General features: G+C 71.5%; 11 protein-coding genes. 9 read left to right on the top strand and 2 right to left on the bottom strand.

Annotated elements, in window-relative coordinates:
- The first annotated feature begins 51 nt into the window (after positions 1 to 51).
- From ACIQH8_RS00270 to ACIQH8_RS00260, 3 genes are read left to right on the top strand one after another with little or no spacing between them, the layout of a single operon-like run.
- Positions 52 to 2,940, top strand: coding sequence for a DNA translocase FtsK 4TM domain-containing protein (locus ACIQH8_RS00270; protein ID WP_400993359.1), 2,889 nt, complete (start codon positions 52 to 54; stop codon positions 2,938 to 2,940).
- A 20-nt stretch (positions 2,941 to 2,960) separates the two neighbouring features.
- Complete coding sequence (gene pgsA, locus ACIQH8_RS00265; protein ID WP_400993356.1) at positions 2,961 to 3,563, top strand: CDP-diacylglycerol--glycerol-3-phosphate 3-phosphatidyltransferase; 603 nt, start codon at positions 2,961 to 2,963, stop codon at positions 3,561 to 3,563.
- 8 nt (positions 3,564 to 3,571) lie between these two features.
- Positions 3,572 to 4,087 (top strand): CinA family protein, encoded by a 516-nt coding sequence (locus tag ACIQH8_RS00260; RefSeq protein WP_400993353.1) that lies wholly within the window; start codon positions 3,572 to 3,574, stop codon positions 4,085 to 4,087.
- Positions 4,088 to 4,106: 19 nt separating this feature from the next.
- Here the strand turns inward: ACIQH8_RS00260 and ACIQH8_RS00255 are convergent, their stop codons facing one another.
- Entirely contained in the window at positions 4,107 to 4,796 is a 690-nt protein-coding gene (locus tag ACIQH8_RS00255) for a response regulator (protein WP_400993350.1), read from the bottom strand.
- Complete coding sequence (locus tag ACIQH8_RS00250) at positions 4,793 to 6,460, bottom strand: ATP-binding protein (RefSeq protein ID WP_400993348.1); 1,668 nt, start codon at positions 6,458 to 6,460, stop codon at positions 4,793 to 4,795. The genes ACIQH8_RS00255 and ACIQH8_RS00250 overlap by 4 nt, the downstream gene beginning before the upstream one ends.
- 189 nt (positions 6,461 to 6,649) lie before the next feature.
- Here ACIQH8_RS00250 and ACIQH8_RS00245 point away from each other — a divergent pair, with 189 nt between their 5' ends.
- The 6 genes from ACIQH8_RS00245 (at position 6,650) to recA (ending at position 11,990) form a co-directional block, all read left to right on the top strand.
- Positions 6,650 to 7,717, top strand: coding sequence for a Bug family tripartite tricarboxylate transporter substrate binding protein (locus ACIQH8_RS00245; RefSeq protein ID WP_400993346.1), 1,068 nt, complete (start codon positions 6,650 to 6,652; stop codon positions 7,715 to 7,717).
- A complete protein-coding gene (locus ACIQH8_RS00240) occupies positions 7,714 to 8,304 on the top strand; it encodes a tripartite tricarboxylate transporter TctB family protein (protein WP_400993343.1) in 591 nt (196 codons plus the stop codon). Before ACIQH8_RS00245 ends, ACIQH8_RS00240 begins: the two co-directional genes overlap by 4 nt.
- Positions 8,297 to 9,886, top strand: coding sequence for a tripartite tricarboxylate transporter permease (locus ACIQH8_RS00235; protein ID WP_400993340.1), 1,590 nt, complete (start codon positions 8,297 to 8,299; stop codon positions 9,884 to 9,886). Before ACIQH8_RS00240 ends, ACIQH8_RS00235 begins: the two co-directional genes overlap by 8 nt.
- Positions 9,887 to 10,031: 145 nt before the next feature.
- Positions 10,032 to 10,346: a helix-turn-helix domain-containing protein gene (locus tag ACIQH8_RS00230; RefSeq protein ID WP_155050770.1), complete on the top strand. Its 315-nt coding sequence runs from the start codon at positions 10,032 to 10,034 to the stop codon at positions 10,344 to 10,346.
- Positions 10,347 to 10,407: 61 nt separating this feature from the next.
- The gene (locus tag ACIQH8_RS00225) at positions 10,408 to 10,644 is read left to right on the top strand and encodes a DUF3046 domain-containing protein (protein WP_400993337.1); all 237 of its coding nucleotides are present in this window, start codon (positions 10,408 to 10,410) and stop codon (positions 10,642 to 10,644) included.
- Positions 10,645 to 10,922: 278 nt separating this feature from the next.
- A complete protein-coding gene (recA, locus tag ACIQH8_RS00220; protein WP_400993335.1) occupies positions 10,923 to 11,990 on the top strand; it encodes a recombinase RecA in 1,068 nt (355 codons plus the stop codon).
- The last annotated feature ends 11 nt before the right edge of the window (positions 11,991 to 12,001 follow it).

Below are 12,001 nucleotides of genomic sequence, written 5' to 3'. Positions count from 1 at the left end.
ACTCGACCGGCCTGTCCGGCCTCGTCGGCGGCGGGCCGTAACGTTGGTGCCATGGCTACGAGCACCAGGTCGAACGGTCGCGCCTCCGGCGCGTCCGGGCGCTCGTCGACGCGCACCGCGCCCACGAAGAAGCTGCCGGCGCAGCGCTCGTCGACGCGGGCGGCGCGGGGCGCACCCCGGAAGTCCGACGGTCCCGGGGTCCTCGTGCGCGCGTGGATGGGGCTCGCGCACCTCACCGGTGGAGCGGCCCGAGCGCTCGGCCCGGAGACGCTCGCGAAGGAGGAGCGCCGCGACGGCCTGCCGTTCTTCCTCGTGCTGCTCGCCGTGTCCGGCGCGATCGTGGAGTGGTTCTTCATCAACGACCCCGTCGCGCAGACCCTCGACGCCTACACGTTCGGCGGACTCTTCGGTCGCGTGGCCTTCGCGCTGCCCGTCGTGATGCTCATGTTCGCCGTCTGGCTCTTCCGCCACCCGAGCTCGGTGCACGACAACACGCGCATCGGCATCGGGCTGGGCATGCTGCTCATCACGGTCTCGGGGCTCTGCCACCTGTTCGGCGGCCAGCCCTCGCCGAGCGAGGGCATGCCCGTGCTCGCGGGCGCCGGCGGCATCCTCGGCTGGATGCTCGCGCAGCCGCTGATCCTGCTCATCACCGAGGTCGGCGCGGCGATCGTCCTGATCGTGCTCGTGCTGCTGTCGCTGCTGATCCTCACGAAGACGCCGCCGAACCGCATCCCGCAGCGCTTCCGCGAGCTGTACGCGTGGCTCTTCGGCGCGATCGAGGGCGAAGCGGATGCCGCGTCCGCCACGACCGCGGCCGCCGAGGCCAAGCCCGGGCGGAAGTCGAAGTCCGAGCGTGCGCAGCAGGTCGAACTCGACGGCGTGGACGACGAGGCGCCCTCCGGCGGGATGCTGCCGTGGTGGCGCCGCAACGCGTCGAACCGCGAGGAGGACCCCGAGTTCTCCGACGCAGGCGCCGACGGCATCACCGAGGTGTTCGGCGAGGGTTCGGCGGCGGGCAGCTTCGAGACGCCGCTCGAGGGGGTGCGTCCCGCCGACCCCTACGGCGCGGGCGTCATCGGCGACCTCGAGCGTGCGGAGTCGGCACTGCAGCGGTTCACCGGCGAGGTCGCCGGGACCGGCACGGGTCTGCGGGGCGACGACGCCGGTGCGACCGAGGTCATCGCCCCGGCCGGGGCAGCGCCCGTGCCTGATGCCGCGGCGGGCGCCGCCGTGGCGCAGGCCGAGGGCGCGGCATCCGTCGACGGGGGTGCCGAGAACCTGCCGGACCGGCCGTACCACCTGCCCTCCTCGTCGACGCTCGCGGCGGGTGCGCCCGCGAAGACTCGCTCTGCAGTGAACGACGAGGTCGTGCGCCAGATCACGGGCGTGCTCGAGCAGTTCGGCGTCGATGCGAAGGTGACTGGTTTCTCGCGCGGGCCGACGGTGACGCAGTACGAGATCGAGTTGGGCCCGGGCGTCAAGGTCGAGCGCGTGACCGCCCTGTCGAAGAACCTCTCGTACGCGGTCGCGTCGAACGAGGTGCGCATCCTCTCCCCGATCCCCGGCAAGTCGGCGATCGGCGTCGAAATCCCGAACGCCGACCGCGAGACGGTCACGCTGGGAGACGTGCTCCGCTCGGGCGCCGCGGTGAACGCGAAGCACCCGATGACGATCGGCGTCGGCAAGGACGTCGGGGGCGGCTACGTCGTCGCGAACCTCGCGAAGATGCCGCACCTGCTCGTGGCCGGTTCGACCGGCTCCGGCAAGTCGAGCTTCGTGAACTCGATGATCACGAGCCTGCTCATGCGCGCGAAGCCGTCCGAGGTTCGGATGGTGCTGATCGATCCCAAGCGCGTCGAGCTCGCGCCGTACGCGGGCGTGCCGCACCTCATCACGCCCATCATCACGAACCCGAAGAAGGCCGCCGAGGCGCTGCAGTGGGTCGTGAAGGAGATGGACATGCGGTACGACGACCTCGCGTCGTTCGGCTTCCGCCACATCGACGACTTCAATGCTGCGGTGATCAACGACGAGATCAAGCTGCCCTCGGGCAGCGAGCGCAAGCTCAAGCCGTACCCCTACCTCCTCGTCGTCGTCGACGAGCTCGCCGACCTGATGATGGTCGCACCGCGCGACGTCGAGGACTCGATCGTGCGCATCACGCAGCTCGCGCGTGCCTCGGGCATCCACCTCGTGCTCGCCACGCAGCGGCCGTCGGTGGACGTCGTGACGGGCCTCATCAAGGCGAACGTGCCGTCGCGGCTCGCGTTCGCCGTGACGAGTGTGACCGACTCCCGTGTCATCCTCGACCAGCCGGGTGCCGACAAGCTGATCGGCCAGGGCGACGCGCTGTTCCTGCCCATGGGGGCGTCGAAGCCGATCCGCGTCCAGGGTGCCTGGGTCACCGAGACCGAGATCGACCGCGTCGTGACGCACGTGACCCGGCAGGCCCGCCCGGAGTACCGCAAGGACGTCGAGGCGGCCGTCGAGAGGAAGGAGATCGACTCCGACATCGGCGACGACCTCGAGTTGCTGCTTGCGGCGGCCGAGCTCGTGGTCTCCACGCAGTTCGGCTCGACGTCGATGCTGCAGCGCAAGCTCCGCGTCGGTTTCGCCAAGGCCGGCCGGCTGATGGACCTGCTCGAATCCCGCGAGATCGTGGGGCCGTCCGAGGGTTCGAAGGCGCGCGACGTGCTCGTGACGCCCGAGCAGCTGCCGGGCGTGCTCGCGAAGCTGCGGGGCGAGGAGCCGGCGGCACCGATCGCGCCCGCTGCATCCGCCCCGTCTGCGCCCGCCGCGCCCGCGCCTCCCGCGGTCGCACCGTCCGACGACGCCGACGACCGCTACGACGACCCCGTCGGCCGCATCCCCGAGGGCCTGGAGGAGGTCGAGGCCGACGGCGACGAGGACGCGTGGGGCCTCACCGGCCGCGACTGACCGACGGCTAGGCTGAGGCCATGACCGACGCCGTCCGCCGTGATCGCAGCTCGAACTGGAACCTGCCGAACGCGATCACGATCGTCCGCATCGTCATGGCGCCGATCTTCTTCTGGCTGCTGCTCGCCGACGGCGGCGCCGACGGTCCGATGCGGTGGTGGGCGGCGGTCATCTTCATCGTCGCGATCTCGACCGACTGGGTCGACGGGCACCTCGCACGCTCACGCGGACTCGTCACCGACCTCGGCAAGATCCTCGACCCGATCGCCGACAAGCTGCTCACGAGCGGTGCGCTGGTGTGCCTGTCGATCCTCGGCGAGCTGTGGTGGTGGGTGACGATCCTCATCGTCGTCCGTGAGGTCGGCATCACGATCTGGCGTCTCGTCGAGCTGCGTCGCGGCACCGTGGTCCCGGCGTCGTCGGGCGGCAAGGCGAAGACCTTCGCGCAGGCGATCGCCATCTCGCTCTTCCTCACCCCGCTCTGGACGTTCCTCGGCGACTGGATCTACTGGGTCAACTGGGCGGCGATGACGGTCGCGCTCGTCCTTACCGTGTGGTCGGGCGTGCTCTACGTGCGCGACGCGATCCGGCTCGCGCGCGAGCACCGCGCCGAGTCGATATGACCGAGCGGATGTCGCCTCCGGTCGAGCCGAGCGTCGACCCGACCGCCGAGCTCATCGGCGAACTCACCCGGCGGGGGCTGCGCATCGCGGTCGCCGAGTCGCTCACGGGCGGGCTCCTCGCCGGCGAGCTCACGCGCATCCCCGGCGCCTCGCTCGCCGTGAACGGCGGCATCGTCGCCTACGACACGGGCGTGAAGCGGTCGCTGCTCGGGGTCCCGGCCGACCTGCTCGCCGCCGAGGGCGCCGTGCATCCCGAGGTCGCACGGCGGATGGCGGACGGCGTTCGCCGCGCACTCGCGGTCGACGACCGCCCGGCCGACCTCGGCCTCGCGACCACGGGGGTCGCCGGACCCGACCCGCAGGACGGGAAGGCGGTCGGCACCGTCTACGTCGGTATCGCGACGCCCGGGGGAACCGACGCGATCGCCCTCCAGCTCGCGGGTGCGGGCGGTCGCGAGGCGATCCGCGCGGCGACCGTGCGGGCGGCGATCGGCGCGGCGCTCGCGCGCGTGCGCGAGGGCTGACCTCCGACTGCGGGCCGCGTCAGCGCGGCGGCATCCGATACCGGTGCTCGGGCCGACCCGCGCTGCCGTATCGCGGCGCGACCTCGGCGGCGCCGCTCACCACGAGGTGTTCGAGGTACCGGCGCGCGCTCACACGGGACATCCCGAGCGCCTCGGCGATCTCGGCGGCGGATGCGTCGGTGCGGCAGGCCGCGAGGCCCGCGGCGACGCGGTCGAGGCTGACCTGCGAGAGGCCCTTGGGCAGGGCGACCCGGCGCATCGTCGCCGTCGTCCCGCCGAGGATCCGGTCGACGCCGTGCTGGTCGAGCGCGCCGGAGGGCGCGGCGCGCTCGGCGGCGATGCCGCGGCGCACGTCGTCGAGCCGCTCGACCAAGCTCGCGCCCGAGAACGGCTTCACGAGGTAGTGGCGCACGCCGAGCAGTCGTGCCTGACGGACGGTGTCGAGGTCGCGCGCGGCGGTCACGGCGATGACCTCGACGTCGTCGCCCGCTGCACGCAGTCGACGCAGCACATCGAGGCCGCCGAGGTCAGGCAGGTAGACGTCGAGCAGCACCAGCTGCGGCCGGTGGCACTCGATCGCCTCGAGCGCGGCCTCGCCGGTGTGCGCCTCCGCGACGACCGTGAAGCCGGGCTGGGCGTCGACGAACGCCCGATTGACCTGCGCGACGGCGAAGTCGTCGTCGATGATGACGACGCGGATCCCGCTCATCTGCCCCCTCCGGATGCGCCCGCCGCGGCGTCCGACGCCACCGCCGATGCGCTCGTGTCGGCGTCCGACGCGTCCGTCGCGCGCCACGGCAGCCGTACGACGAATCGCGCTCCGCCCGCCGGCGACGTCTCGACGTCCACGCCCCCGCCGGCTCGCGCCGCCACCCGCTGCACGATCGTGAGTCCGATGCCGCGTCTCGCCTTGCCGGGTGCGGGCGCCTTGCCGCTGACGTCGGGCTCGAATATGGCGGCACGGCGGTCGGGCGGCACCCCGGGGCCGTCATCGTCGACGCGGACGACGACCGCGCCGGGCTCGATGTCGTCCCTCACGGACAGCTCGATGCGGCCGCCGAGCACGCACGCCTCGATCGCGTTGTCGACGAGGTTGCCGATGACCGTCGCGAGGTCGGTCCGCTCTCGCGCATCGTCGGTCGCGTCGAGGTGCGAGGCGGCGTCGACGTCCAGACCGAGCCCGAGCTCGCCCGCGCGGGATCGCTTTGCGAGGACCAGCGCGGCGGTCTCGACGTCGGCGATCCCGTCGTGCTCGCCCAGGGTCGAGAGGGGTCCGCCGCTTCCGACGCGCTGGATGAACGCGATCGCCGCGTCGACGTGACCGAGCTCGAGCAGACCGCTCACGACGTGGAGCTTGTTGGAGAACTCGTGCGACTGGGCGCGCAGCCCCTCGGCGAGGCCCTGCGCGCCCTCGAGCTCGCGGAGCGTCGTCTCGAGCTCGGTGCGGTCGCGGAGGATCGCGATCGAACCGATCTCCCGCCCTTCGACGCGGACCCGGTCGCCGTGCACGAGCAGCACACGCTCGCCCGACAGCACGGGCGCCTCCCGGTCCTCGCCCGACGCGATGAAGCTCGCGAGGTCGCGGTCGAGCACCTCCTCGACGGGCATTCCGAGCATGCGCTCGGGAGCCTCGACGTCGAGCAGCCGCGCCGCGGCGTCGTTCACCAGCACGATGCGCCCTCGGTCGTCGACCGCGACGATGCCCTCCCGGATGCCGTGCAGCATGGCCTCCCGCGTCTCGAGCATCGCGCGGATCTCGTCGGGCTCGAGCCCGTAGATGCGGCGGCGGATGACGCGTCCGATCCACGCCGAGCCGACGACGCCGACGAGCGCCGCCACGGCCAGCGCACCGAGCAGTCCGCCGAGTCCGCCGAGGAAGTCGGCGCGGAGCTCGGACTCGAGGATGCCGACCGACACCTGCCCCATCACGTCCCCGTCGGCATCGAAGATGGGCACCTTGACCCGCCAGGATTCGCCGAGCGTCCCCGTCTGCGTGCCGACGTACACCTCGCCCGACAGCGGGATGGCCGGGTCGGTCGAGACGCGCTCGCCGATGCGGTCGGGATTGGGGTGCGAATAGCGGATGCCGTCCTCGTTCGCGACCACCACGTAGGTCACGTCGGAGGCGTTCCTGATCACCTCGGCGACCGGTTGGATCGTCGCGGAGGGATCGGGATCGTCGAACGCGCCGAGGATGACCGGCAGGCCGGCGACGGACTGGGCCACCGCGATCATCCGGTCCTGGTAGCCCTCGCGAAGCTGGCGCTCCTGGATGAGCATCGCGGTCACGCCCGTGCCGACGACCGTCGTGAGCACGATCGCGACCTGCAGCAGCAGCAGCTGCATGCCCAGCGTCATCCTCGACCGGCCCACCTCACCAGTGTGCCGCACGCCTCCGCGCCGATCGCCGCCGAGGCCGTGACCAATACGACCGAATCGACCGCAACGACCAGTACGACCCGTACGACCGCAACGTTCCGCGGGGAGGCGGCGCCGACCTACCGTCGTCGGCACCGACGATCGTCGGCCCGGCGACGGAGGCCGGGCACTCAAGGAGGAGCATTGCGATCACACAGCCGGCCGACCCCCTCGGCCACCCCTCACCGGATCCGCAGCGCGACCGCGCGCGCGGCGCTCGCCGGCCTCGGCGTCACCGCACTGGTCGGACTCGCCGGATGCAGCGCCACCACCGCGAACGCGGGCGGCGACGGGGCGGATGCCGCGGCATCCCTCGACGCGGTCAACCTGATCGCCCCCGCCGACCCGGGCGGCGGCTGGGACCAGACGGCCCGCGCCCTGGCGCAGGTGATGACCGACGAGGGTCTCGTCGGCTCGGCGCCCGTCCAGAACATCGGCGGTGCCGGCGGCACGGTCGGCCTCGCCTCGCTCGCCAACGAGAAGGACCCGGCCACCCTCATGGTCACCGGCCTCGTCATGGTCGGCGCGGTCGAGACGAACGCTTCGCCCGTGCGCATCGAGGACATGACGCCCATCGCGAAGCTCACGGAGGAGGCGCTCGTGCTCGTCGTTCCTGCGGCCTCGCCGTACGAGACGGCCGAGGACCTCGTCGACGCGATCGTGGAGGAGGGCGCGGCGATCTCGGTGACGGGCGGGTCGGCGGGCGGCGCCGACCACATCCTCGCGGGCATGCTCCTGACGGAGGCGGGCGTCGACCCGGCCGACATCCCGTCGACGCTCAACTACATCCCGAACTCGGGCGGGGGCGAGGCCGTGACGATGCTGCTCGGCAACACCGTGCAGGCCGGGATCTCGGGCGTGGGCGAGTTCGTCGAGCAGATCGCGGCGGGCGAGCTGCGCGCGCTCGCCGTCTCGTCGGCCGAACCGGTCGAACTGCTGCCCGGCACGCCCACGCTCGTCGACGAGGGCTACGACGTGACCCTCACGAACTGGCGCGGGCTCCTGGCACCCGGTGGCATCGACGAGGCCGACGCCGACGCGCTGAGCGCCCTCGTGACCGACCTGCACGAGTCCGAGGCGTGGGCGGCCACGCTCGAGGAGAAGGGCTGGGCCGACGCGTTCCTCACGGGTGACGAGTTCACGCAGTTCCTCGACGATGACATCGCCGAGGTGACGCAGACGCTCCAGACGATCGGTCTGGTCGCACCGTGACCGACTCCACCCCGGTTCCCCTCGGCGCGACCGCGCCGGGGGGAACCCCCGATCCGCCCGATCCCGCCGGTGGGGTCGTCCGCGCCCGGCGGGGTCTCGCGGGCGAGGTCGCCTTCGCCGCCGTGAGCGCCGCCCTCGGCGTCTACGCGATCCTCGGCGCGGGGTTCATCCGGGTGCCGCCGGGCTCGGCGAGCGTGCTCGGTCCGCGGGCGTTCCCGTACGCCGTCGGGGTGCTGCTCGTCGCGGCATCCGTCGCCGTCGTCGTGCAGCTCGCGCGCGGCCGGCGCGGCGTGCCCGACGACGGCGAGGACGTCGACCCCGACGCCCCCACCGACTGGCTCACGGTCGCGAAGCTCGTCGCGATCTTCCTCTCGCAGCTCGTGCTCATCGAGTGGGCGGGCTGGCCCATCGCGGTCGCGGTGGTCTTCGCCGGGGCGGCCATCGTGCTCGGCGCGAAGCGCTGGTGGATGGCGCTCCTCATCGGACTCGGCCTCGGACTCGTCACGCAACTCGTCTTCGGCGCCTGGCTCGGGCTGTCCCTGCCCGCCGGCCCGCTCCTCGACTGGATCCCGATCTTCCATGGATAGTCTCACCGCACTGCTCGAGGGCTTCGCGACCGCGCTGCAGCCCCAGTACCTCCTCATCGCGCTCTTCGGCGTATTCATCGGCACGGCCGTCGGCGTGCTGCCCGGCATCGGTCCGGCCATGACGGTCGCTCTGCTGCTGCCCCTGACCTACACGCTCGACCCGACCGGCGCGCTCATCCTGTTCGCGGGCATCTACTACGGCGGCATGTACGGCGGGTCGACGACCTCGATCCTGTTGAACACGCCGGGGGAGTCGGCCTCGATCGTCACGGCGCTCGAGGGCAACCGGATGGCGAAGGCCGGCCGGGGCGCCGCGGCCCTGGCGACCGCGGCCATCGGATCGTTCGTCGCGGGCACGGTCGCCACCGTGCTGCTGACCTTCCTCGCACCGGGGATCGCGAAGCTCGCGGTCCAGCTCGGCCCGGCCGACTACTTCGCCCTGATCGTCGTCGCCTTCCTCACGGTCGGCGCACTGCTCGGCTCGAGCGTGCCGCGAGGGCTCGTGTCGCTCGGCCTCGGACTGATGCTCGGACTCGTGGGCACCGAGGTGCTCTCGGGCCAGCAGCGTTACACGCTCGGCGTCCCGAGCCTCGCCGACGGCATCGACGTCGTGCTCATCGCGGTGGGCCTCTTCGCGCTCGGCGACACGCTCTACGTCGCGTCGCGACTGCGCCATGGTCCGGTGCGGGTGATACCGGTGACGCGCGGATGGCGCAGCTGGCTCACGCGCGACGACCTCCGCCGCTCGTGGAAGCCGTGGCTCCGCGGCACCGCCATCGGCTTCCCGATCGGCACCATTCCGGCCGGCGGAGCGGATGTCGCCACGTTCCTGTCGTACGCCGCCGAGCGACGGCTCGCGAAAGGCAGTGCCCGTGCGCAGTTCGGGCGCGGCGCGATCGAGGGCGTGGCGGGGCCCGAGTCGGCGAACAACGCGGCCGCCGCCGGCGTGCTCGTGCCGCTGCTCACGCTGGGCCTGCCCACGACCGCGACCGCGGCGATCATCATCTCCGCGTTCCAGTCGTACGGCATCCGGCCGGGCCCGTTGCTGTTCGAGACCCAGTCGGGACTCGTGTGGGCGCTCATCGCGAGCCTGTACATCGGCAACGTGCTGCTGCTCGTGCTCAACCTGCCGCTCGTGGGCATGTGGGTGAAGGTGCTGCGGATCCCGCGGCCCTACCTCTACGCGGGCATCCTCGCGTTCGCCGGTCTCGGCGCGTACGCGCTGCACTTCAACGTGTTCGACACGCTCACGCTGCTCGTCGTCGGGATCGTGGGATTCCTGATGCGCCGGTACGGGTACCCGGTGGCCCCGATGGTCGTCGGTGGCATCCTCGGGCCGATGGCGGAGGAGCAGCTCCGCAAGTCGATGGCGATCAGCCAGGGCGACCTCGGCTACCTGGTGCACAGCCCGTTCGCGATCGTCGCCTACCTGACGCTCGCCCTCATCATCGTGACGGGTATCTGGCTGAAGCGGCGGAAGGCGCGGCTCGAGGCGTCGCCGACGCTCGTGCCGACGGGCGCGATCGCCGCGGTCGACCGTGTGGACGCTCCGGCTGACGCGGCGGCGCGCGACCGGGAATAGCCGACGTGAACACCCTGTTACAGGTCTCGGGTTCAGAGCAAAACACCAGTGACCACGGGTAGGCTCGGTGAGCGGGAAGAGGCGCTAGACTGACCTCCCCGTACCGGCCCCGGTCGGGTCGCAAGGTGAGACGAGGGAGGTTCCGATGGTTCTGGTTCGACAGGAGATCGGCGACGTGCTGAGGGACTTCCGCCTGCAGAAGGGCCGGACCCTCCGCCAGGTCGCCAGCAAGGCGAGCGTCGCGCTCGGTTACCTCAGCGAGGTGGAGCGCGGCCAGAAGGAGGCCTCGAGCGAGATCCTCGCGTCCGTCGCGGACGCGCTCGACACTCCCATCTCCGTGATCATGCACGAGGTCGGCGACCGCATCGCGGTGCTCGAGGGGCTCAACACCCCGGCGGTACCCGACAGCCTCCCCGACGAGCTGGTGGCGGAGTTCGACGCGGACATGATGGTCCGCTGACATCGATTCGTTGCGGCGGCCGGTCTTCGGACCGGCCGTTCGCATGTCCGGAGGTTCGTGCGTGAAGCGCAGTGAGTTCGCCCTCGCGGTCGAGCAGGAGTTCGGCCCTGGGTACGGCGATGTCGTCGTCAACGACCTCGTGCTCGTCGAGCTCGGCAACCGGACGGCGCGCGAGGCGCTCGCGGCCGGCATCGCGCCGCGCGACGTCTGGTTCGCGCTGTGCGCGGCGACGGATGTCCCGGAGGAGCGCCGGCACGGTGTCGGCCGGCCCGATCCGGGGGAGCGGCAGGCCCGCTGAACGGCGGGCGGCGATCGGACTCCGCCCGAAGGCGTGTTCGACACGCCGGTTCGCGCATCGAACATCCGTTCGGACGCTCGGCTAGGCTCCTCAACAGCAGGAGGGATGACGCGTCCATCCACAGCCGACGTCTTCGGGCGACGGATGTCGGTGGCCGGCCGTACGGTCGGAGGCGTCGGAACACACCGCAAACGCCTTGTCGCGAGACGTGCCGGGTCACGGCCCGGCACGCGGAACGACAGCCTAGAGGCAGCCGTCACCACCACGAAGGAGCACCGATGCCATCACCCGCAGACCGCGAGAAGGCCCTCGAGACCGCACTCGCCCAGATCGACCGCCAGTTCGGCAAGGGGTCGGTGATGCGCCTCGGCAGTGAGGAGCGCGCGCCGGTCGAGATCATCCCCACCGGTTCCATCGCACTCGACGTGGCGCTCGGCGTCGGCGGTCTCCCGCGCGGCCGTATCATCGAGATCTACGGGCCGGAGTCCTCCGGCAAGACGACCCTGACCCTCCACGCGATCGCCAACGTGCAGCGCGCGGGCGGCATCGCGGCGTTCATCGACGCCGAGCACGCGCTCGACCCCGACTACGCGAAGAAGCTCGGCGTCGACATCGACTCGCTGCTCGTGTCGCAGCCCGACACGGGTGAGCAGGCGCTCGAGATCGCCGACATGCTGATCCGCTCGGGTTCGATCGACCTCGTCGTCATCGACTCCGTGGCCGCGCTCGTGCCGCGCGCCGAGATCGAGGGAGAGATGGGCGACTCGCATGTCGGCCTCCAGGCGCGTCTCATGTCGCAGGCGCTGCGAAAGCTCACCGGTGGCCTCAACCAGACCAAGACGACGGCGATCTTCATCAACCAGCTCCGCGAGAAGATCGGCGTGTTCTTCGGCAGCCCCGAGACGACCGCCGGCGGCAAGGCGCTGAAGTTCTACGCGTCGGTGCGCCTCGACATCCGTCGCATCGAGACCCTGAAGGACGGCTCCGACGCCGTCGGCAACCGCACGCGTGTGAAGGTCGTGAAGAACAAGATGGCTCCGCCCTTCAAGCAGGCCGAGTTCGACATCCTCTACGGGGTGGGCATCTCGCGCGAGGGCAGCCTCATCGACTACGGCGTCGACCAGGGCATCGTGAAGAAGTCCGGAGCCTGGTACACCTACGACGGCGACCAGCTCGGGCAGGGCAAGGAGAACGCCCGCAACTTCCTCATCCAGAACCCCGACATCGCCGCCGACATCGAGAAGAAGATCCTTGCGAAGCTCGGCATCGGCCAGACCGGGGCAGCGCCCGCGGCCTCGGCGCCGTCCAACGTCGAGTCGATCGCGGCGAAGCGCAAGGGCGCCTGAGTCGGCGGTTC

The organism is Agromyces sp. GXQ0307, from assembly GCF_044769845.1.
Classification (GTDB): Bacteria; Actinomycetota; Actinomycetes; order Actinomycetales; family Microbacteriaceae; genus Agromyces.
This window is presented reverse-complemented; position numbering and strand designations above follow the sequence as displayed.